Genomic DNA, 20,725 nt, shown 5'->3' on the forward strand with positions numbered 1-20,725 from the left:
GATGGCCGGGTACCGATTTACCGGGTTGGTGATATTGCTATTGTCAGTTCCAGTAAAGCCTTTGAACTGCCGGATTATGTGGCTGGCCAGACTTATGAGTTGCCAGATCAGCGTATTTCATGGGCCGAGCTGGAAGATGCCGACGGGGTAAAAGTACCGTTTGATATGTACAGCATGGATTATGACTATGGCAAGTTTACTCTGGGCGGTGATTTTGCTTTAAATGCGCTGGTTGCACCGCTCAGCATGCGTTATCGCTATCAGGACATGCTGCTGATCCGTGATGTGCAGATCAACGGCCAGCTAACCTTCACCAAGCCACTGACCCACAATTATGATGCTGAAAATACTATTGTCGGTTCAGCGTTGATCATTGGCGATATGCAGGCCCGGTCCACCGGCAAATTTGTACAGCAGTCATGGAATAGTATCTGGTCAGATGAGGCCACTGGTGGGGCGATTTCAGCCAATTACAATGATGCCTTATATCCAATTGCAGTCACGAATAATGGTGCAATTCAGGAACGCTGGGCCTTGGTTTTTACTGGAGATCAATCGTTCCGCTGTGTGGGTGAATACTCGGGACAGATTGGAACAGGAACTATCAACACAGACTATGCCCCAATTAATCCGGTGACCGGTGTGCCGTACTTCATTATTAAAAAAGAAGGCTGGGGGCAGGGCTGGGTGAGTGGTAACGTGCTGCGCTTTAATACAGTGGCTGCAACCTTCCCGGTTTGGGTGATTCGCACCGTAAAGCAGTCCGAACCGAGTGTGATGTCAGATCAGTTCCAGATCATGCTGCGTGGTGATATAGATCGTGATGTTTAGCCTTGATCGGAAGTAATAAGGCTTATGTATTCTTCCTGCTACGAGTTAAGCATGCCGAGTAATTAAGTATCTCTCTTCTATAGACCGCCTCGTGTGGTCTTTTTTTATGGAATCAATTATATGGCGACAGATGTCGATGTTCAGTTTTTTAGTCATTTAAACGGTCTGGTACTAAGTAATAACTGGGGAGATCTGATCCGGTTACTGGATACCTGTCTGGTCAATGGTCTGCCTTTAACTGCAATTACTTCAGCTACAATCGATGCACAGGGTGATATTACACTTAATCTATATGCAGAACACAAGGCGTTGCTATTTCAGGTGATCGAACTGCAAGGGTTTGTACCCGCCAGTATCAATGGGAAATATCGCATCAAGGGCACACCTGATTCAAAAACTCTCATCCTTAAAGCAGAGTTGAAGGGGCAAGCAATTACCACTACAGGTACTGCAAAGCTGGCTTCACTTGGCTATGAGATTATTTTTCGAGATCCAAATGATGTGAAACGGGTATATCGCACGAAAAACCCAACAGTAGAGCATCCATTTATTCGTGTTGATGAATCATTAACAAGCCCAGATGATACTAGTGGTGTTTACACTTCAAGCTATGCAAAATATGCGATGGTGGGTTTGCTTGAAAACATGACCCATATTGATGATTATGAGAATCCTGAAGTTTTACAACTGCCTTTTGATTCGACCGATCCTGCAAAGAATTGGAAAATAACAGGCACGGGTACAAACGTGATTAGAGGGTGGAATCGCTGGTATTGGCGAAAACGTGGGGAAAGAAATCCGGGTGAACAATATGCGGATTCAGATTCAATTAACACAAATGGCAGTGGTCAATTTACGTTAATTGGTGACCAAAATGCTTTTTATTTTTTAACAAATATTCATGTAAATTTTCCTAATCGTAAAATTATGATGGGCTGTGGACTATTTGACTCTATTTTCGATAAATCGTTAATTCAGAATTGGTTTTTGGGGGGTGTAATCACGCAGCAAACAGCAACCAGCTTCTATAACACTATCTATAACTCCCCCAATATGACAATGCTGTGCGGTAGTAGTGCTAGTGGTAAGTTTTTGGTGCTAAAACATGACCCAGCAAATCCCCTAACAGATCACACTTATGCAAATTGTGATATTACGGGGTATAGAAGTGGGATTAATGATCTTCACAGTAATTCATTGGTTGCTGCAACAAGCTTTCCTTTCGGCGACGATAACGGTTTCCTGCGAGGCAACCTAAAGCATGTTTGCTTCTCAAGAAAAAATCCCTTGTATCAACAAGTAACACCAATAATTGCTGAGTCATCGATGTATATCTATGAAAATCTTTATAACAATCCAGCTGCAGGCGATGTTATGGGGGGATTTTACTTTTATATGGGAGAGTTGGAGTGAAGCCGTGCGAGTTCCTAGCTATGCAATCATCTGATCTTTTACAAAACCTGAGTGTCGGCCCTGTAGTTGCACAAATTAAGGGCTCAGTTAAAAAACTTGGTGAAAAATATCAGAATGCAACCGTAGTGGTATACAACAAAGCCAACTTACAACCGATTGCCATCCGCAAGCCTGATGCCGATGGCAATTATCAGTTTTTAGGACTAAACACAGACTTAAAGACGTTTATTGTGGCTTTTGACAAGAACCAGCAATTCAACGCAGTGATTCAATATAATGTGAGGCCTAAATGATAATCCCTTCTTTAGTTGCTGGCCTTGCTCAACTTCAAGCACTAGCAAACTTTATAGATCAAGGTAGGGGAAATGCTACCTTTGTTTTTTATGAAGATGAAAAACCCACTTCCACCTTAATTGAGCCAAATGAATCTAAAAAACTTGTAGTTCTAAATCTTCCTAATCCAAGTTTCAAAAGAATGCTTTTAGATGGTATTGAACTATTTCCCACCTCATCAGAAATTGTTTTAAAAACAGGAATTGCTGTTTGGGCTAGATTATTTAGCGCGAATGGGGATGTGGTGGCTGATTTTCAGATGGGTACAGACATCATTCTAAATAACTATGAATTAGTTATGGGTTCTAAACAGACACTTGACTCAATCATTCTAAAACCATATTTGGGGTAATTTATGGCTGGTATTCGTTTGGAGTTCGCGCAGTTTGGTGATTTCGATAGCTTTGATATTTTTCGTTCGAATACACCAATAAATATTAGTTCACTTCCTAATGCTATTGCTACCGGTTTAACAACAATGTACTACATTGATACAGCCATTATTGAAGGTGCGACTTATTACTATATGGTGCGTGTTAATCGAGATGGGGCGAATTTACTAAGCGAGCAAATTAAAGTTAAAGCATCCCCATTTTTACCATTCAGGTATATGAGAGTGTACATTACCGCAAACAACGGGCTGGACAGTTATAGCGAGTTTCAGCAGATAGAATTTGCTTTACAATCTGGGGGTGTTGACATCACTACAGCTTCAACACCTTCATATCAAAGTAGTTATTACCCTGATCGTCCTGCGAGCAATCTGGTATCCAATGCTTTTGATGGGGCAAATTATATCTGGACCTCGGCTATAGGCGTGTCGGGCCCACATTGGGTGGCTTTTGATTTGCTATCCCCTCAAGATGTAGTTGAGGTGCGAATATACCCAACAAATCTTCATCCATGGCAAGGCCGAGCACCAAAAGACTTTATTATACAAGGCTCGGAAGATAATTTGACTTGGGTAGATATTAAAGGCTTTTATGGTGTATCTGGTTGGGTGCCTGGGATTGGAAAAGTATTCTCATTGAAATAATACAAGGTAAGCTATGAGTGATGACTATAAACCAAGCAGCCTTGTTGCCACATATCAAGACAATCCTGCACCAAGTGCATTAACAAAGCCATTTAGCTTAAGTGCAACCTATGATGAAAATTATGTAGCAAGTATTTTAAAAGCAAGAGTTAGCGTTTCTTTTGAACCCTTTATCGTTGGTACCAACAGTCAACAAGTAAACAATACAGGACAAGTGGTCGCTTTTGTGGATGTATCATTTAAGTCGGTTGCTTCTGGTATATTTGATATCAACTTTATCCGTGGCATTGAGGCTTATCTCATAGCTGGCTATCAGGGAGCTTTGCCCTGTTTAAGTGTAATTGAAATCCCTTGGGCTAAACCGGTATTACGGGCGCATCACAGCGCCTTTTATTTTGAGCACAGTTTAAGGCTGAGCAATCAGGCATTACTGAGCTTTGAAAAGGCTGCCTTGCTGTACCGCTCGGTTCAGTTACAGCATGAAGAAAGTACCGGGCTGGTCAGCTCTGCTGATTTCGTCTGGCAAGAGAATAAGCGATTAACTAAAACTCGAACCTTGGTATTTGAAGAGGGCAGTAAGCTTAGGATCAACCGTATTTCAGATTGGGAGGAGCTGGTACGGAAGCGCAAGAATTTTACTTATTCGCATCAAGTAGCCCACGTCTTTGAAAAGCATTTTACATTCGAGTGGGATAAAGGTCTTGAACTGATCACGACCAATAGCATTGCCTGGGATAAAGCCAAAGCCATTCATTACCGCAAGCATCCGGTTCAACCCTGGCCACAGCCGGAACTTCCTGAATACGTGGGCAGTACTGACCTGAACTTTAACTGTCTGTGTACCGAACCGGATCCACACAACCTTATTTTAAATTTCGCGGCAGATGACTGTATTCCAGGTCTGCCGCCAAAAAACTGGTGGTATATCGTGAATGAATTATCCGTAAGCCGTCTGGACAATGGCCAGAATATTTTGGTTTATGATGGCAGTTACAGCACAGATCGCAGCCGCTGGTGCTGGTCATATAGCCTGAGCGTACCCGCGTCTGAAATACCAAAGCTCGAACCGGTTAATGGCCAACCTGTGATTTTAAGAGTTATGGTGAATGGTACCGAGCATCACATGCTGCTTGAAAACCGTAGTCGCTCACGTCGCTTTGCCGAAACCACTTATACACTGAATGGCCGTAGCCAGTCCGCTTTACTTGATGCGCCATATTCTCCAACCCGGTCATTTATCCAGGAGAATGAAAGGACCGCACGGCAGCTCTGTCAGGCTGAACTGGATCGGGTCAACAGCTCAACAACACTGAAGTGGGAGCTGATCGACGAGCTGAGCTGGATTGTTCCAGCGGGCAGCTTGAGCTATTCAAACATGACCCCCATTGCTGTAATCAAAATGATTGCTGAAAGTGCAGGTGGCTTTGTCTACAGCGAGAAGGGTAGCGATACCATCACTATAAAGCCCAAGTACAAAAAAACATTCTGGGATTCAATCACGGTTGAAGAATATGATCGGCTGATCCCTGAAAGTCTGGTCACAGAGCAGTCTACCGATTATGAGCCTTATCCTGATTATAACGGGATTACTTTGACTAATGACCGCTCTGGCTTAAGTGGTCAGATCAAGCGTACCGGCACTGCAGGTGATACTTTGCTGGAAACAGCGAACAGTCCACTGTTTACCGTTGAGAGCATGGGGTCTTATGGCAAGTCAGCACTTGCTAAAGCCAGTATGGTCGAAACCCACAATCTGGTGATGCCGATTGGTCCGGATGTGAGCGAATGTGCACCTGGTGATTTAGTAGCATTTAATGCTGAGTGGTGGGGCATCATTGATGAGGTGAACGTGTCATTTAATCATGCGGTGATTAACCAGAGCATCAAAGTCGAGAGGGTAAATCGTGAGTAATCCATTACAACGTTTAATCGACTTATTACCCAAGGCCCCGGAGTTTATTGGACAGATTACCTCAGCAGATCATCCTAATTATAAGGTTTTAGTGGTCGATGGTAGCGGATTGGTCCTGTGCACCAGCAGTACCAAATACTTAACAGGTACCCGGGTGTTTGTATCAAACAACGAGATCAAGCGCCCAGCGCCTGAAGGCAGGGTCATACAGATAGAAATTTAAGAAAGCTAAAACAGTTTAAGCACCCTACGGGGTGCTTTTTTTATATCTGAAAAAAGGGGGAGGTATGCCTGATAACAACTACACATCTGATCCGCCTGCAGCAACAGCTGGGCAGCTTATAGCGATTTCAGATTCTATCGCATTACTGCGGAAAGATATGGAAAAGTTGACAGATGTTCCGCAGAAGATGGATCGCATAAGCATGCAGTTTGATCAACTTCAAGAGAAACAACAGCTCACCGAGACGAATCTCCATAAGTTTCGTGAAGGACTTGAAGATGATCTGGAACGTACTAAAACAACGCTTCGGGCTGAAATAAAGCAAATTAAACTGGATAGCGAGGTGAAATATAGAGAATTGGATCTACAAATTCGGCCTTTAAATGAAGGTAAAACAAAGATTGAAAACTTTACAAACATTGTCAAATGGGGCGGCCTAACTTTAGCTGGCGCACTTTGGCTTGGATGGAGTAATCAGACTGCAAAAACAGATGCAGTAAGTACCCGGACCTTAGAGAACAGTCAAAAAATCCAAGTTCTTGAAAAGCAGGGGGACCAAACCATCCGAATTTTAGAAGAAATCCGAAACAAATTTTATAATCCAAATTACACGAGACCCCAACCATGAAATTAATAAACGAAAGTGTCTGGAAATTTGACTCAGTAAAATATGGCGCCTACATGGCGCTTTTTTTATCCTGTCTGCAACTGGTTATACAAGAGGTATATAACGCCAATATATTGCCTGAACCATATCAAACGATTGCATCTTTGGGCTTGATGTTCTTGGCTGTTTTGATTGGCCGAAAAAAAGCCCAGCCGAATTTAAACCAGAACCAGCCTTTAGGTTTTGTCACTGTGACAGCCGGCCATTCTAATGTTGATCCTGGTGCAGTCAGTGGCAAATTTAAAGAAGCTGAACTGGTGACTAATTTCCGTAATGCAGTAGCTTATTACTTAAAGAGCTCCGGTATTAGTATTAAAACGGATGGTGTGGGTACGACTAACAATCCATTAGCTTCAGCCATCAAATTAATTAAAGGTTCTTCTGTTGCAGTTGAATTTCACTTAAATGCAGCTGGATCTAGTCAGGCAAATGGCATTGAAACTATTGCACTACCGAAAGACAAGAAACTTGCTCAAGATTTATCAAAGGCTGTAGCTGCTGCTTTAGGGTCACGTTTGCGAGGTAATGAAGGCTGGATTGATCAAAGTCAGTCAGCGCGTGGAAAGTTAGGTTTTATTAGTAATGGGGGCTTAATTGTAGAGTTAGGCTTTATTAGTAATGAGGATGAGATATCCCGCTTTAATGCTCGTTACTGGTTAGCTGCAAAAGCAGTTGCTGATGTGCTGATCGATTATGAAAAGCGCAATTAATACTTTAACGCTGTGCCTCCTTTTATCAGGTTGCACAGCTCATTCAATCAATACACAAATAAAAGTTAGTATCTGTGTGCAGTGTATGCAAGATTAAGCCCTGAGAAATCAGGGTTTTTTTAGTTTTCAAATTCCACATCGTAAAGCGATGTTAAAGATGCCTTTAATTTTTCATCCTTAGTTTCTGCAATGTACTCTTGCATTTTCTGCTTGTATTCAGTGTGACCAGCTTTATATTTTGCAAACAAGTATGAGAACTCGCCTATCTTATAATCAGGGTTACTCTTGTTTTCTGGTTTGTCTAACTCTACTTTTAAAACGTCTGCTAAATTGTCATAGCATTTATTAATCAAAGTAGCTTCTTTCTTTTGCAAGGTTAATAACTGACATCTAAATGTAAGCCTTGCTGTATCGTTAGGTTTCTCCTTCAGTTGTTTTTCATTTAAAGCATACGCATCATTATAATTTTGCAAAGTCATGTAGATATTCATTTGCATAAATTCACGTTTCTTTTTATCAGAAATCGTACTGACCTCAGGCAATATCTCTTTCATTTTATTTTGAAATTCTTCAAAGTTACCCTCGCGGTAGTATTTGAAGTAACTTTCATACTTATCAATGATCTTTTGATCTTCGGCTGAGACTGTTTTAATAACGGATTCTTTTGGGACTTTTTCTACATCCTTTGATGAGTTTGTAGCATTACTGCAGGCACTGATTAGCCCAACAGTACAAAGAATAATAGGGGTTAAATATTTCTTCATGCTTTACGTCGTGATGCTGAGGTTATTGTGAAAGTGTGTGTTTTATATGGTGGGTTTGGTACAACTTTACCATTATCAAATTTACCCTCGAAGCCCAAGTCTAGGGACACTGTTATTGCTTGTAAGTCGGGGGCGGGTAATGTGATTTCACAGCTCCCTACTGGCTGTCTATCTTTCTCAGTATTCCAAAAACCTTTTCCAACTTTGAGAGCAAAAGGCCCGCCGATTGGCTGTTTGTTTTTAAATAAACGTATTGTGCCAAATGTATAAATTGTTGCATCTGCCCGCAAGGTAGGTGGTGAAAGAGGTCTAGCTTTTTATATTTCATGAATAAAAATTAGAACCTAATATATATGAGAATAAGTTTTCTTTAGAGGTCTGCTTACTCAACGTTTTTAATAAATAAACTAGCAAAATAAAACCCTGCCAATAATCTCGTATAGCAGGGTTTATATGTCGAAATAATACCGACTAACTTCTAAATGCTTAAAAATTAGAATCGGTAACCTACACCCAAGTAAGTAATTAGAGGATCAATATCGATTTTCGTTGTGGCATTAATTAAACGTACACCAGTACTCTCATTAATTATATCAATGGTCGCTTTATTATTTAGCTTTGCGTAAGACACAGAGGCTACGGTATACCAGTTTTCGTTTAAATCATAAGTAAAACCAGCTGTAATAATTGGAGCTATTGCGTCATCTGCATCGACTTCTACACGCATGACACCTGATGAAACTGTGCCATCCAGTGCAGCACCCGCTTTACCATCTAGAACATTCTGAATCATGTGACCAGCGGCTTCTAAGTCAGACTCAATCTGTGGATTAAGTTTAATATCATTGAAATAGGCGTACATTAAACCGGCGCCAATATATGGGCGAAACTTATTTACTCCCGGTTTACCGAACTGATACTGAGCTTCTAATGCAGGAGTCCAAGCACGTACCGTAGCCGCCTTAGATTTATTGCCGAGGTTCGTGATTGGAATATTTTGCAGTAGATCTAGTCTATCCCCTATCACCAAAGCAGCTAATCCTTCCGGTTTCGCGAATCCAGATAATGGTGCATTGATTTCACCTTTTCCCTTAATATCAACTTTTGGAGGAATTCCGCCGATGAGTTGTAATGAAACATTTTCATTAACATAATAATTAAATGTTAATCCTAAAGTATCTACATCATCAGCTTCAAGGCCTGATCCTTGTGCCTTCCATTGCTCTAACCCATTAATAGTTGCTGTTCCAGTTATATCAGGTGATACCATGTCATTTTCATCTACAAGACCTAAAATTTGGCCTACAGATGGTTTTGGATTACCGTTTTGATCAACTGGATGACTAAAAACCATATCGAGAATTTCTTTAGCATTCTCTCCAGTACTCAATTTTGCGTTCGGATCTACGGCCTTCATAAATGCTGTGGTTGAAATAGATCCCACTTCGGCAGTAGTTCCATTTGCTACAGCAGTACTTATGTTAAATGGATTGGCTTTCCCTTGAGGCATTACGTGCAACCAGCCTGCTGACACAGAAAACCTTTTAAAGTCTTGTGCTTGCACTGAGAATGCAGTGATAAGAGTTGCTATGGTAATTATAGATTTATTGGCAAAATTCATTTTTTTCATTGTTAGTCCTTTTATACATCGGCAAAGTCTTCAATAACTTGCACCATTAAGATACATTTTTTTAGTGAAAAGTCGATTAAATACTGATAAGTGGAAAAGTAACTATCTTTTTACGAAAAAATTATTAACAAGTATTTGATCATTACTTAATATGAGAGGTATTTCAAATTTAGAAACGGATATTAGTCACTTAAATGCTAGAGTAAACTTCTACAAGAGCGCTTCTTGAAAGCTCTAGTGATTACAGAACCTTCTCAAAATTTATGAAGACAATATTGATACAACCATCTTATAAAAATATTTTTAAAATTATTATTTCTGCTTTTAAGGATATAAATCTTGAAAAAAATCTACTTAGGAATCCTGATGGTTACAACTATGACTTTAACCGCATGCAATTCTATTCCTTCAAATAATAGTGAGATGTCGGTAGGAATGCCTAACCCGGCAAGTAAATACTGTATTAAACAGGGCGGGAAATTAATTCCGCAGAAAAATAAGGATGGCGGGGAATATGCTCTATGTCAGCTCCCCAATGGACAAACTATTGAAGAGTGGGAGCTATTCAGAAAAGATCATCACCAAAAATAAGATTTACTAAGAATCACATGCACAGCCAGGTGGCTTATGGCAGTCTTTAGAACGGGAGATGCATGAGTTTCCACAAGCCTTGCCCTTACTACAGTGTTTACAGCAGCTTGCCGAGAAACGCATACTGTTTGGTGTAATCAGATCACTAAAACTTCTAGGTACAACTTGAGAGCGTCCCTCATTCTGCTTTGGCTGTCTGATTTCTTCTTTCGCAACACTATAACCAGATACAAGCAGGGTAAGAGCTGCAAGTGAAACGGTAGATGCTTTTTTTAAGCTATTCATATTGTCCCTATGAAATTGTTCCTTTGTTTCTCGAATCTATCACACGTTTTTGAAGAGATATTAGATTAGTAATTTTTAAATTGATTAATAATATTGCTATATAACAGAAAAGTTTATTTCTCAAAGATCTTTTATTTGTTCAATGAATTGAACATAATGGCAGTAAAGCATTTTATAGTTTTTGAAATGTCAAAAGTGGATAAAAAGGGCAAAGCTGCCCAGCAAAGTCTTGATCTATTAGATCCGGCTGTTCAGCAAGAACAAGCTGGGGATCTCGATTTTGTTTTAAAAATCCATGATGGGCACTTATATGACCTAGAAATCTCCAGTGTTGCAAATTTACTATCTGCACTAGGTCAAATTGTTGGAGTTAAACAAGCTAGCTTCAATACAATTAAAGAAGGCTCTACGACTATTGCAGTTACAGTCCCAAGTGACTGTAAATCATTGGCTATGTCCAATGTAATGAAGGATACAGCGGCAAAGCACAGACAAATTGCTCGTATACAAAAAGAACTGGGGAAGTATGGTTTTCATCATGCTGAAATTTCATATGGTACTTTAAAAGAAGATGAACTTTACGAACCTAAAGAAATTCTATGTGTAGTACCAGAATTAGAAACTGAAGCAACTTTCACTCAAGAAGAGTCTCTAGATGGACGTTTAACTCGCCTTCAAAAAGGCCGGGATAAATCAGACCATATCACTATTATTTTAAATAATGGCGTAGAAGTTGCTGCGCAGTGTTCTAAGAAATTATTACAAGAATTACATCCATACTTTAATACGGATAAATCTTTAAGATTTGAAGGGGTAGCTACTTACTTATCGAAATCTAATTCTTATCAATTGACCCTTAAGAAGTACATCATCAATAAGTTTCATGTTATTGAGGAGGTTAGCTTAGAAGAGTGGATTGATGACTTTAGAGCAAAAGGTGCATCGAATTGGTCTACACATGATGACCCGATAGCTGAGTGGCTGAAGGAGCGACAAGATTGATCATCTTAGATACAAATGCCTTAATTACATTATTAATGAAAGACAAAGATCAGGCTGAATATAAGAATCTTGTTGCCTTCCTTAATCAAAGCAAGAATTTCTCTATGGCTTTGCCGATGCCAGTAATCTCTGAATTTATCGCGGGTGATGACAATGAAGCACGTTCTTTAAGTTTGCTTAAACCAACCTCTAAATTTAAAAATTTGGATTTTGATGCAAAAGCAGCGTTAAGTGCTGCCAAAGTTTATCGCGAATATCGCAATTTGCCGAAGAATAGAAAGTCTCAAGATCCACGTCAAAAAGTAAAGGTTGATATTCAAATTATTGGGATAGCACTCGCTAATAATGCTATAGCTATTATTACTCATGATCAGGGCCTCAAAACAGTTGTGAATGAACTTGGTTTATCATTGGCTATTTATGATTATATAGACAATAATTATTTTGAGAAGATGACAGGATTATTTTTGTCTGAGATTAAAATTTTACAGTAATAAGGTAATAAGAGTGTTTTAATGAAAACTTTAGAAATAAAAAGATTTTTAATATTAAATGCCATCACAGTTGAATATACTGATTTATTGGTTATTATTGGTCCTCAGGCCCAAGGTAAAAGTTTAGTATCGAAATTATTATACTTTTTCGAAGGGTTAGAAAAAGATGTATTTAGTAATGTGATTAATAATGGAACAAAGTTACAATTACAATCAAAATTAAGAGATAAATTTTTACAAATATTTAATATGGATAACCTTCAAAATAAAGATATTGATATTAAATTTACTTGTGAAAAATTTATTTGTAGTATTAATAAAAAAGCTAATAACTCAAAAATAAATATTGATTTTGATGAAGAGTTTTATAGCAATTTAAAATCTTTAAAACATATATTTAGAAGATGTAAAAAAATTAAAGATGATTTTAGCTTTCCTTCATTTTATGAGTTAATTGGTGAAGAGCAACATGATAGAGTCGATTTTGAAAGTATTGTAAATAGTTTTTCTAAATATTTAGTAACAAAAAGGTCAAAAGATTCAGAACCAGTTGATTTTGAAACAATTAAAGCTAAACTTAATAAGGCACTAGAGTTTGATAAGTTGTATATGAATCAGGAACGATCTGTTTATGTTCCTGCAGGTCGATCCTTTTTTGCAAACTTACAGAAATCAATCTTTAACTTTTTAACTAATAATTTACCTATTGATTTCTTTCTAAAAGAGTTTGGTGCGCGTTATGAACGTATGAAGTATGGCTGCACAGAGAACCAAGACGAATTTTTTTATACCGCTAAAGGGAAATCTAATTTTGAAAATACCTGTTTAACAATTCTTGGCGGAAATTATATTAGATTAAAAGACCGGGATTTTATTAAATCTAAAGATGGTGCATTAGTTAATCTTGAGTTTGCTTCTTCTGGACAGCAAGAAGCTTTACCGATGTTATTATCTGTAGCCTCAACATCAAAAAATAATACTTTAATTATTGAAGAACCTGAGGCACATTTATTTCCATCAGCACAAGCTGAAGTAATTAAGTTAATTGGTAAAACTTATAATTTAAATCAAGAACTTTCTAATTTTATTATTACTACTCATAGTCCTTATATTCTTATGAGTATTAATAATGCTATTCAAGCATATATAGCTAAATATGAGAATTTTGAAATTAAAAGTTCTTCTGCTAAAGAATGGATTGATGCGGCCATCAATACAAGTAATGTAGCAGCCTATATTTTAATAAATGGAAAAATTAAATCAATTATTGATGAAGAAACAGGTTTAATTAATGCGGATGAGATTGATTTAATTTCATCTAAGTTGAGCAGCGACTTTGAAGAGCTTCTGGGGTGAATTGTTATGAGCTGTAGTCTTTTTTTTGATGTTTGTACCCAAAAAGAAATCACAAAGCCTATATCTAATTGTAAAGTGTCAGAAGGCCGATCTACTTTTATTCTTTCCGCTAAAAGACCATTGATATTTGAGAAAGTTAAATTTGATAATTGTAAATGTGAAATTTCACAACCTAATGATGAAAGATGTGATTGGGTAATTGGACCAAAAGATCATGAAAAGTTGTATTTTGTTGAACTGAAAGGTGGAGATATTGTTAAGGCATTAGGGCAACTCGAAAGTGCTGTAAAAATTATTAAACCATCTAAAAAGTTTGAATGTCATATTGTAAAAAGTGGGGGCTCAGGAAGCGTCCCTAGTTTTAGTACTAAATTTCAAATTTTACAAAAAAAATTTAGAAGAATTAATGGAGAGATTTTTAGTCCCCACACTAATTTACATACTATTCATATTTAATAAAGCACCTCACGGTGCTTTTTTTAATCTCTAAAACTCTCACTTCTAGGAATAGAGTACCAATAACGAATCTTTTTCCCATCATTCAACGTTTCGATATTAATAAGCTCATATTCTGGATGGCTATAGAATAGTTTTGAGATCATTTGTTCAACACGTGCAGTACGCTCATGAAGTGATTCTTTTGGATAGTCTTCGATGCAGTTTATATCATTGAAGTAAATAGACCGACCAGAGTTGGCTTTGGAGTTTAATAAAGCTTGCTCCAAGATATTAACTATCTCACCATTCATGGTTCTATTATTTGATTTAGATCTTTCTTCTAAAATAGATTTCAACTCTTGTGATAACCGAATTTTGAGTTGTGCATCTTCAGTCATTTAAAAAACTCCATTTGCCGATAGAAAGTAATTTATCAGATTGACATGTGAACCACAATGGTTTAATTTCGGTTTAAATATGAACCAAAATATCTATAACCTCAAAATGAGGTTGTGCAATATTAAAAGGTTCAATGTAAAAAAGCCCCTACAACTTGGCGGAAGGAGGGGCTTTCTATCTAAACCCTGCAAGGAGATTAGACATGAACAGTCTATCATTTAATGACATTAGTTTTCATCCAGTTAATCAAAATGATGATCAAATTTGGATTACTTCATCTGAACTAGCACAAATGCTTGGCTATACACGTTCCGATAAAGTTACTCAGATTTTTAATCGTAGATCAGATGAATTTACTTGTAATATGACGAGAGTTATTGAAAACCCTCAGGTACCCAATTTGGGTATGCGAATTTTTTCACTACGTGGAGCACATTTAGTAGGAGTATTTGCCCGCACGCCAGTCGCCAAAGAATTTCGAAAATGGGTGCTAGACGTACTGGATAATGAAGTCCTGCAACAACAGATTGACACTCGAGTTAAAATTAATGCCCAGCAGCAGGCAACACTTAAGGAAATCGTGGACCGTCGCTGTGAGGGGAGTGTCAAACGCCGTACAGAACTCTGGAGCCGACATAACCAGCATTTCCGTATACCGCGCTATAGCGAACTTCTGGCTATCCACTTTCAGGATGCAGTTCATTATCTGGAAACCCTGACATTGCGTACCAAACCTGAAACCGAGGAAGTACATATGAATGTCAGGGCAATGGCCATTCATCTGGTATGGCTTGCCGGCTGGTGGCGCCAGTTTGGGCCGGCTATCCGCACTTTAGATCCTCAATTGGCAGGAACCATACACGATCATTTTATTGATGGAGCTTTTGTCGGATGGCTCTATATTGAAAAGGACAAGGTAGCGCAGCTCAGACAGCGTATAGATAACTATCCATGGCACATGAACTCGACAGATCGTTATAACCTGCTGAACCGGACTTAAAGACATAAAAAGTTAAGCTAAATAAAAAGCTCTCCAAGTGAGGGCACTCAAGTAATCGACATAATCAAACATAGACTTAGGGATACATTAATTATTCACAAGAGCAACAATCACAGTTTTTCCACTCTGTAATATGAATTATACTTATTGAGCAGATTGGCCGGCTCAAAATGAATTTTGAGTCGGTTTTTATGTTTTTAAAGTCTGTGGATAAGTCACTGAGAGCACCAAATCTACGCCAATAAATTATAAATATTTGATTTTTATATGGAGTTGATAAACAATGATTTTAGTGACTGGTGGTTTAGGCTTTATCGGCTCGCATGTAGTTTTAAACTTGCTAGCTCAAGGGCAAGAGGTCATTATTGTTGATAATCTGGCCAATGCTAATTTGCAAACTCTGGAAAGACTTGAATACATTTTTGGAATGTATGTGCCATTTGTAAAAATTGATGTACGTAATACGCCTGCCCTGAATAAAGTTTTTGAACAGTATTCAGTTGATGCTGTGATTCATGCTGCTGCATTCAAGTCTCTTGAAGAATCTAGATTAAAACCACTTGAATATTACAATGATAATGTCAGTTGTATTATGAGTCTGTTACGTTCAATGCAGCGCACAGGTGTCCGCTCTCTAGTACATTTATCTTCTTTGGCCGTATATGGTAAATCCGGTTTGGATCTCACAGAAGATGAGCCATTTAACTATACCTATCCAAATCCTTATGTTAAATCTCAACAGATGGTTGAAGAGATTATTTATGATACTTATAAAACAGATAATGAATGGAAAATAGCTATTTTAAGGCTGGGTAATGTGGCGGGAGCTTTTGAACACGGAGTTTTAGGTGAATATGTGACACCTTTACCAAAAAACATTATGCCGATGGCTATGCAGGCCGCAGCAATGCAACGGGAATATATTGAATTACAGCGTCATGCAAATACAGAGGATCAGACTGTAGAGCGAAGTTTTTTACATGTACTTGATGCATGTGATGCAATAATTTCTAGTTTGCTCTGGCTGCAAAATCAATATCATTGTTGTGAAGCATTTAATATTGCCGGAGAGAAAGTAGTTTCTATACAAGCTCTATTAGATCAGGTAGCGACTTATACTCAATCAGACATTCGTACCATCGATGCAACCCATAAACTCGATGAGCTTGAACAGTTAGGTGCTAATTTGAATAAAGCTAGAATTCAGCTTCAGTGGGGACCTAAACGCACCTTGAAACAGATGATTGAGGATGAGTGGCGTTTTTATCAGAATACACTACAAGGGCAATAATTAATTTAATAAAAATGATTATTATTTACATAAAGGTGATTATTGCTTAGCATAATAGATTACGAGCAGTTTTAAATGATTGAACCAATATATTCTTAATTCAGTACAAAGATAGAGGACGTTTATGCAAACTCGAATCGAACACGACACTATGGGTGAGGTTGAAGTCTCGAATGAAGCTTTATGGGGAGCTCAAACACAGCGCAGTTTGCAGAACTTTAAAATTGGACAGGAACGTCTGCCGCGTCCTATGATTCGTGCAATGGGGCTGGTTAAAAAGGCGGCAGCAATGACCAATGCCGAACTTGGCCAGATCACAGATGAAATTTCTGGTTATATCGTTGGTGCTGCTGAAGAGGTGATTGAAGGTAAATGGGATGCCCAGTTTCCGCTAGTTGTATGGCAAACTGGCTCAGGCACCCAGAGTAATATGAACTGTAATGAGGTAATTGCCAATATTGCCAACCAGAAATTGGGAAATGCTTTAGGTTCACAAAAGCCGGTTCATCCAAACGATCATGTAAATCGGGCCCAATCTACTAATGATTCATTTCCGACTGCAATTCATGTAGCAGCCAGTTTGCAAATTAATGAACTTCTTATACCGGCGGTCACCAGATTAAAAGATACCTTAGAACGAAAATCTGAAGAATTTAAAGATATTGTTAAGATTGGTCGTACCCATTTGCAGGATGCAACCCCCTTAACGTTAGGTCAAGAATTTAGTGGCTATGTATCACAGTTAGATCATGGATTAAAACGTCTGAATCAGGCTCTTGAAGGATTGTACGAATTGCCACTAGGGGGTACGGCAGTAGGAACAGGTTTAAATGCTCATCCCCAATATGCTGAAAAAGCTGCAACGCGACTGTCACAGTTCACCGGCTTGCCTTTTATCACAGCCCCTAACAAATTTGAGGCTTTGGCAGGCCGTGATGCAGCTGTATTTGCATCAGGTGCTTTAAAGACGCTTGCTACAAGCCTAAACAAGATTGCTAATGATATTCGCTGGCTGGCAAGTGGGCCACGTTGTGGCTTGGGAGAGTTATATATTCCTGAAAATGAACCGGGCTCAAGTATTATGCCTGGAAAAGTGAACCCGACCCAAAGTGAAGCTATGACTATGGTGGTTGCTCAGGTATTGGGCAATGACACTACAATTAATATTGCTGGAGCTTCAGGGAACTTTGAGTTAAATGTTTTTATGCCAGTGATTGCATTCAATTTATTACAATCAATCCAGCTTCTAGGTGATGCATGTAATAGTTTTAATGATAACTGTGCACTAGGTATAGAGCCAAATCGTGAAAAAATAGATTATTTCTTGCATAACTCGCTTATGCTTGTGACGGCTTTAAATCCAGTGATTGGATATGAAAATGCGGCCAAAGTAGCTAAAACAGCTTATAAACAAGGAAAGACACTAAAGCAGGTTGCTGTAGAACTTAATCTGGTCACTGAACAGCAATTTGATGAAGTGGTCAGACCGGAAAAAATGGTTTCACCAAATACTAAGTAATCCAGATAGGATTATTTTCTAGCCAATTAAACATCGGCAGTTTTTACAGGCGAATAAATTCGTCCAATAGGTATTAACTGCTAATGATGATTTTTTTGGATATATATTAATTTCCAAGAAAGATATAACAGCTATTTTTCATAATATTTATATGATTAATTTTACTTAAAAATTTGCTCAAATCGCTACTTGGGAACCTATATAAAATAAATGATTATGATCTGGCTTTGCTGGCTACTTTCCTGTTATTTTAGCCAATAAATAAGCTATAAGAATAAGAGCGGGCTTATTTTTTTATTCATATCAAAGGGAAGATCAATCCCAATATCTGCATCATTTCAGATAAGTTTATGCCTTGAAGTATATATTTCTGTCATTTTTTTGGTTGTATGGCCTGCGAGAGTTTGGACTAATTTTCCAGCTTTCTTATACAAGGGAATGGAAGTATAGGTATTTCATGAAAGCTTGGTAAGTGCCGACTACTTAATCCAAGATATACAATGACTTGCTTAATCGCTGTTAAAAATGTTCTTGATAGATATTGTGTCGTGTGAAGCAGAATTCTTGCTAGATTTAAGGCTTAAAATCCCCAACTTATGTTCGAAGCTTGATAACTCTGCTCAATGTTACCAGCAATTTCTACACTCAGATCATTACACCAATGCCTGTCTAGATGGTGTAAGCCGTACCAAGGGAAAGGGTGCGCATTGAATAGGCAAGCACACCAAAACTAAGAACCATAAAGAAAAGGGTAATAATGCTAGGGGTGAGTTTAATAAAAACTGCTGATAGCTTCATTGAATACACCCAGACAATCTCAGAGATACCTGCAAGAATCAGAATAACCCATGCCATAATCGCTAACTTTAAATAGTGATCAGCTCGTCCCGACAAGTGTAAACTGGTGCAGCTTAGTTTAAAATGCACCAGTAGAAGTCGTCTACTTTGAATATAATAAGTGGACCTTAAAGTAAAACTAATAAGAGAATAGTAAAAGGGGTATTGCTTACTCAATATATGCTTGAATAAAAATAATAAAAACACAGGACTAGTATGGATATAATAACAAGATAATTGAGTTTAGTTAGCCCTAATTTTACTGTTATCTATCCTCTTAACGAAAAGAAAGGTGAGGGTTATTTTTTCATCTAAATTTACTTTTAATTAAAACCGGATAGACACTGTGTCAAATGGCTATGTACAATCTGGGTTGTTGAGATTATTCATGCCACCATTGGATACTTATAATGCTAAGGATAGAACGTATTGATCCCCAATCGAAAGCGTGGCAGGATTTTATTGTATTGTGCTGTGAATATTTTCAGCGTCACTGGCCGACTGTCTACACTAATAATAGTGAAACCAAAATTCAAGAACTGATCTCATCCGATTTGAAGCAACGATTTAGGCAGGGAGATCGAGGATTTTTTATTATGTATCTCAACGATGAACCTGTTGCCATTGCTAATGCCTGGCTTGGCAAAGATGATGATATTATCCTAAATGTTGCAGAGTTTTATGTCCGTGATGAATACCATCGGCATGGTTTTGGAAAAGCGCTATGGCGGAATGTAATAAGTTGGGGGCAGAGTCTTGGCGCCGTTCTTGTCGAACTTGAAACCGATGAGCTTAAACCCGCAAATTTTTTCTGGAAATCTCTAGGACTTACTGTGACTCATACCGCTCCAAGGCTTCGCTATAGCTTGACCCTCGTTAATAAGTAATAGATTAATTATTAACTGTTTATTAGCTCTTAGTTACCTGTATTTGTAAAGCTGAGGTGGCATCCTCATAAATTACAGTTTATTCTATAATCCTTAAAATAGTGCTTATAAGTGTAAATAAAATAGATTTGGTTCAACGCTAGCTAGAAGATCAGCTAATTAACGAATAAGCGAGTCTGGTATTACTCGTTACAGATTACCTTATCTTTCTGAACATAATAGTTTAAGGCAATCTTCATATCTTGAAGGAGTTTAGGCTCAGTATACTCATTTGGTGAGAGCTTTAGTAAAGCCGGTATATACTCATTTTTATAAACAGCAGGGTAGTCTTTACAGATGATCTGGGTGCGCTGTTCCTGTGATGTATTAGGATGATCAAGCTGGTCCAGAAAGTCTGTGATTTTTTTATCTGCCTGATCAAATTCTGTTGTTACTGCAGGTTCATTCGAAGGCTCAGCAGCCATAGGCTGTTCTGGTTGTTTTTGACATGCAGTAATGGTTAAAGTGAAAAGAAGGATAAGGACTACTTCTGTTTTCATCGAGGTTTGTCTTTAATTAAAGCTTGCTAATTATAAATTTTAGTTTGTAAAAAAAAAACTTTAAAAAAATTTATTCTTTGATTTAAAATAAAAATATAGAATTGAATGTGTAAGCTTTTACTGAGATGATTTTTGGACCTCATATCCTGCATAATAAAATCAGAAATCATATGGATGCAAGAGGTGCGGGTTTCTTGAGTATGTTGCTAAGTATCTTTTTATTTAATTTTTCAGAATTCTATTTAAAAGAAAAACCTACCGTTGAAGGTGGAAAGTATTAAGAATATTCAACTTGCTAGAAATTTAGATAGAGGCTGAACCTTATTATAACCAGAAAAAATCATCTATTCTGATTTAGACTAATCATTCTCTAAATCATCAATAATCTTATTGAATGAAATATCACTATTAAGGTTTTTAGTCTCAATCATTTTCTGGATTGAGCATTCTTCTTATTTTATCCGCTTTAATATAATCAATAAATGTCGCATGGTGAGCAAAGTTGAAATCATATTTCTATCCTAAATGTCCTATAAGTTTAGGACTAACTTCAATAGATGAAAACTTT

The 20,725-nt window shown here is 37.9% G+C and carries 22 protein-coding genes and 2 pseudogenes; 18 read left to right on the forward strand and 6 right to left on the reverse strand.

What is annotated here, in order from left to right; all coding sequences use genetic code 11:
- The 9 genes and pseudogenes from B3X18_RS03535 to B3X18_RS03575 all read left to right on the forward strand — a co-directional run.
- A pseudogene (locus tag B3X18_RS03535) lies at window positions 1-831 on the forward strand (hypothetical protein); the annotation flags it as partial.
- 120 nt (window positions 832-951) lie between these two features.
- Window positions 952-2,244: a hypothetical protein gene (locus tag B3X18_RS03540; RefSeq protein ID WP_034688610.1), complete on the forward strand. Its 1,293-nt coding sequence runs from the start codon at window positions 952-954 to the stop codon at window positions 2,242-2,244.
- Window positions 2,245-2,264: 20 nt separating this feature from the next.
- A complete protein-coding gene (locus tag B3X18_RS03545) occupies window positions 2,265-2,537 on the forward strand; it encodes a hypothetical protein (protein ID WP_034688612.1) in 273 nt (90 codons plus the stop codon).
- Window positions 2,534-2,929: a hypothetical protein gene (locus tag B3X18_RS03550; RefSeq protein WP_034688614.1), complete on the forward strand. Its 396-nt coding sequence runs from the start codon at window positions 2,534-2,536 to the stop codon at window positions 2,927-2,929. Before B3X18_RS03545 ends, B3X18_RS03550 begins: the two co-directional genes overlap by 4 nt.
- Window positions 2,930-2,932: 3 nt before the next feature.
- On the forward strand, window positions 2,933-3,613 hold the full coding sequence (locus B3X18_RS03555) for a discoidin domain-containing protein (protein WP_034688615.1): 681 nt from the start codon (window positions 2,933-2,935) through the stop codon (window positions 3,611-3,613).
- A 13-nt stretch (window positions 3,614-3,626) separates the two neighbouring features.
- Complete coding sequence (locus tag B3X18_RS03560) at window positions 3,627-5,525, forward strand: hypothetical protein (RefSeq protein ID WP_034688618.1); 1,899 nt, start codon at window positions 3,627-3,629, stop codon at window positions 5,523-5,525.
- Entirely contained in the window at window positions 5,518-5,748 is a 231-nt protein-coding gene (locus B3X18_RS03565; RefSeq protein WP_034688620.1) for a hypothetical protein, read from the forward strand. Before B3X18_RS03560 ends, B3X18_RS03565 begins: the two co-directional genes overlap by 8 nt.
- A 64-nt stretch (window positions 5,749-5,812) precedes the next feature.
- Window positions 5,813-6,376, forward strand: coding sequence for a hypothetical protein (locus B3X18_RS03570; protein ID WP_034688622.1), 564 nt, complete (start codon window positions 5,813-5,815; stop codon window positions 6,374-6,376).
- Window positions 6,373-7,125 carry an N-acetylmuramoyl-L-alanine amidase gene (locus tag B3X18_RS03575; protein WP_034688623.1) on the forward strand — a complete coding sequence of 251 codons (753 nt, stop codon included), beginning with the start codon at window positions 6,373-6,375 and terminating at the stop codon, window positions 7,123-7,125. Before B3X18_RS03570 ends, B3X18_RS03575 begins: the two co-directional genes overlap by 4 nt.
- Before the next feature lie 119 nt (window positions 7,126-7,244).
- On the opposite strand, the gene B3X18_RS03580 is transcribed toward B3X18_RS03575, so the two are convergent.
- Window positions 7,245-7,889, reverse strand: a complete 645-nt coding sequence (locus B3X18_RS03580; protein WP_034688624.1) for a hypothetical protein — start codon at window positions 7,887-7,889, stop codon at window positions 7,245-7,247.
- 493 nt (window positions 7,890-8,382) lie between these two features.
- Entirely contained in the window at window positions 8,383-9,519 is a 1,137-nt protein-coding gene (locus B3X18_RS03585) for an OmpW/AlkL family protein (protein WP_034688626.1), read from the reverse strand.
- A 366-nt stretch (window positions 9,520-9,885) separates the two neighbouring features.
- On the opposite strand from B3X18_RS03585, the gene B3X18_RS03590 reads away from it, so the two are divergent.
- The gene (locus B3X18_RS03590; RefSeq protein ID WP_228133631.1) at window positions 9,886-10,110 is read left to right on the forward strand and encodes a DUF333 domain-containing protein; all 225 of its coding nucleotides are present in this window, start codon (window positions 9,886-9,888) and stop codon (window positions 10,108-10,110) included.
- A 6-nt stretch (window positions 10,111-10,116) separates the two neighbouring features.
- On the opposite strand, the gene B3X18_RS03595 is transcribed toward B3X18_RS03590, so the two are convergent.
- Window positions 10,117-10,395, reverse strand: a complete 279-nt coding sequence (locus tag B3X18_RS03595; RefSeq protein WP_034688629.1) for a hypothetical protein — start codon at window positions 10,393-10,395, stop codon at window positions 10,117-10,119.
- A 156-nt stretch (window positions 10,396-10,551) separates the two neighbouring features.
- Between B3X18_RS03595 and B3X18_RS03600 the strand changes: the two genes are divergently transcribed.
- The 4 genes from B3X18_RS03600 to B3X18_RS03615 are packed head-to-tail and all read left to right on the forward strand — an operon-like array spanning window position 10,552 to window position 13,703.
- Window positions 10,552-11,397 (forward strand): hypothetical protein, encoded by an 846-nt coding sequence (locus B3X18_RS03600; RefSeq protein ID WP_228133632.1) that lies wholly within the window; start codon window positions 10,552-10,554, stop codon window positions 11,395-11,397.
- Window positions 11,394-11,891 carry a type II toxin-antitoxin system VapC family toxin gene (locus tag B3X18_RS03605; protein ID WP_034688631.1) on the forward strand — a complete coding sequence of 166 codons (498 nt, stop codon included), beginning with the start codon at window positions 11,394-11,396 and terminating at the stop codon, window positions 11,889-11,891. Before B3X18_RS03600 ends, B3X18_RS03605 begins: the two co-directional genes overlap by 4 nt.
- Window positions 11,892-11,912: 21 nt before the next feature.
- Window positions 11,913-13,247, forward strand: coding sequence for an AAA family ATPase (locus B3X18_RS03610; protein WP_034688633.1), 1,335 nt, complete (start codon window positions 11,913-11,915; stop codon window positions 13,245-13,247).
- Window positions 13,248-13,253: 6 nt separating this feature from the next.
- Window positions 13,254-13,703, forward strand: coding sequence for a hypothetical protein (locus tag B3X18_RS03615; protein WP_034688635.1), 450 nt, complete (start codon window positions 13,254-13,256; stop codon window positions 13,701-13,703).
- A 23-nt stretch (window positions 13,704-13,726) separates the two neighbouring features.
- Here the strand turns inward: B3X18_RS03615 and B3X18_RS03620 are convergent, their stop codons facing one another.
- On the reverse strand, window positions 13,727-14,083 hold the full coding sequence (locus tag B3X18_RS03620; protein ID WP_034688636.1) for an Arc family DNA-binding protein: 357 nt from the start codon (window positions 14,081-14,083) through the stop codon (window positions 13,727-13,729).
- Window positions 14,084-14,286: 203 nt separating this feature from the next.
- Here B3X18_RS03620 and B3X18_RS03625 point away from each other — a divergent pair, with 203 nt between their 5' ends.
- The 3 genes from B3X18_RS03625 (at window position 14,287) to fumC (ending at window position 17,894) form a co-directional block, all read left to right on the forward strand.
- Window positions 14,287-15,084, forward strand: a complete 798-nt coding sequence (locus tag B3X18_RS03625) for a BRO-N domain-containing protein (RefSeq protein ID WP_105919073.1) — start codon at window positions 14,287-14,289, stop codon at window positions 15,082-15,084.
- A gap of 283 nt (window positions 15,085-15,367) precedes the next feature.
- Entirely contained in the window at window positions 15,368-16,375 is a 1,008-nt protein-coding gene (locus tag B3X18_RS03630) for an NAD-dependent epimerase/dehydratase family protein (RefSeq protein ID WP_005025768.1), read from the forward strand.
- Window positions 16,376-16,499: 124 nt separating this feature from the next.
- Window positions 16,500-17,894, forward strand: a complete 1,395-nt coding sequence (fumC, locus tag B3X18_RS03635) for a class II fumarate hydratase (RefSeq protein WP_005025770.1) — start codon at window positions 16,500-16,502, stop codon at window positions 17,892-17,894.
- A 672-nt stretch (window positions 17,895-18,566) separates the two neighbouring features.
- Here fumC and B3X18_RS03640 read toward each other — a convergent pair.
- Window positions 18,567-18,749 (reverse strand): annotated as a pseudogene (locus B3X18_RS03640) (DMT family transporter); the annotation flags it as partial.
- A 392-nt stretch (window positions 18,750-19,141) separates the two neighbouring features.
- Here B3X18_RS03640 and B3X18_RS03645 point away from each other — a divergent pair.
- The gene (locus tag B3X18_RS03645) at window positions 19,142-19,618 is read left to right on the forward strand and encodes a GNAT family N-acetyltransferase (protein ID WP_005025772.1); all 477 of its coding nucleotides are present in this window, start codon (window positions 19,142-19,144) and stop codon (window positions 19,616-19,618) included.
- A gap of 182 nt (window positions 19,619-19,800) precedes the next feature.
- Here the strand turns inward: B3X18_RS03645 and B3X18_RS03650 are convergent, their stop codons facing one another.
- Window positions 19,801-20,157 carry a hypothetical protein gene (locus B3X18_RS03650; RefSeq protein ID WP_005025774.1) on the reverse strand — a complete coding sequence of 119 codons (357 nt, stop codon included), beginning with the start codon at window positions 20,155-20,157 and terminating at the stop codon, window positions 19,801-19,803.
- Window positions 20,158-20,725 lie beyond the last annotated feature (568 nt).

Origin of the sequence: Acinetobacter sp. UBA6571 (genome assembly GCF_002434085.1) — a bacterium.
GTDB lineage: Bacteria > Pseudomonadota > Gammaproteobacteria > Pseudomonadales > Moraxellaceae > Acinetobacter > Acinetobacter radioresistens.

What these genes read in the sequence shown, in the direction of transcription:
- B3X18_RS03540 (WP_034688610.1), top strand. Translation starts at nt 952, where the DNA reads ATGGCGACAGATGTCGATGTTCAGTTTTTTAGTCATTTAAACGGTCTG.
- B3X18_RS03545 (WP_034688612.1), top strand. Translation starts at nt 2,265, where the DNA reads ATGCAATCATCTGATCTTTTACAAAACCTGAGTGTCGGCCCTGTAGTT.
- B3X18_RS03550 (WP_034688614.1), top strand. Translation starts at nt 2,534, where the DNA reads ATGATAATCCCTTCTTTAGTTGCTGGCCTTGCTCAACTTCAAGCACTA.
- B3X18_RS03555 (WP_034688615.1), top strand. Translation starts at nt 2,933, where the DNA reads ATGGCTGGTATTCGTTTGGAGTTCGCGCAGTTTGGTGATTTCGATAGC.
- B3X18_RS03560 (WP_034688618.1), top strand. Translation starts at nt 3,627, where the DNA reads ATGAGTGATGACTATAAACCAAGCAGCCTTGTTGCCACATATCAAGAC.
- B3X18_RS03570 (WP_034688622.1), top strand. Translation starts at nt 5,813, where the DNA reads ATGCCTGATAACAACTACACATCTGATCCGCCTGCAGCAACAGCTGGG.
- B3X18_RS03575 (WP_034688623.1), top strand. Translation starts at nt 6,373, where the DNA reads ATGAAATTAATAAACGAAAGTGTCTGGAAATTTGACTCAGTAAAATAT.
- B3X18_RS03580 (WP_034688624.1), bottom strand. Translation starts at nt 7,889, where the DNA reads ATGAAGAAATATTTAACCCCTATTATTCTTTGTACTGTTGGGCTAATC.
- B3X18_RS03585 (WP_034688626.1), bottom strand. Translation starts at nt 9,519, where the DNA reads ATGAAAAAAATGAATTTTGCCAATAAATCTATAATTACCATAGCAACT.
- B3X18_RS03590 (WP_228133631.1), top strand. Translation starts at nt 9,886, where the DNA reads ATGGTTACAACTATGACTTTAACCGCATGCAATTCTATTCCTTCAAAT.
- B3X18_RS03595 (WP_034688629.1), bottom strand. Translation starts at nt 10,395, where the DNA reads ATGAATAGCTTAAAAAAAGCATCTACCGTTTCACTTGCAGCTCTTACC.
- B3X18_RS03600 (WP_228133632.1), top strand. Translation starts at nt 10,552, where the DNA reads ATGGCAGTAAAGCATTTTATAGTTTTTGAAATGTCAAAAGTGGATAAA.
- B3X18_RS03610 (WP_034688633.1), top strand. Translation starts at nt 11,913, where the DNA reads ATGAAAACTTTAGAAATAAAAAGATTTTTAATATTAAATGCCATCACA.
- B3X18_RS03615 (WP_034688635.1), top strand. Translation starts at nt 13,254, where the DNA reads ATGAGCTGTAGTCTTTTTTTTGATGTTTGTACCCAAAAAGAAATCACA.
- B3X18_RS03620 (WP_034688636.1), bottom strand. Translation starts at nt 14,083, where the DNA reads ATGACTGAAGATGCACAACTCAAAATTCGGTTATCACAAGAGTTGAAA.
- B3X18_RS03625 (WP_105919073.1), top strand. Translation starts at nt 14,287, where the DNA reads ATGAACAGTCTATCATTTAATGACATTAGTTTTCATCCAGTTAATCAA.
- B3X18_RS03630 (WP_005025768.1), top strand. Translation starts at nt 15,368, where the DNA reads ATGATTTTAGTGACTGGTGGTTTAGGCTTTATCGGCTCGCATGTAGTT.
- fumC (WP_005025770.1), top strand. Translation starts at nt 16,500, where the DNA reads ATGCAAACTCGAATCGAACACGACACTATGGGTGAGGTTGAAGTCTCG.
- B3X18_RS03645 (WP_005025772.1), top strand. Translation starts at nt 19,142, where the DNA reads ATGCTAAGGATAGAACGTATTGATCCCCAATCGAAAGCGTGGCAGGAT.
- B3X18_RS03650 (WP_005025774.1), bottom strand. Translation starts at nt 20,157, where the DNA reads ATGAAAACAGAAGTAGTCCTTATCCTTCTTTTCACTTTAACCATTACT.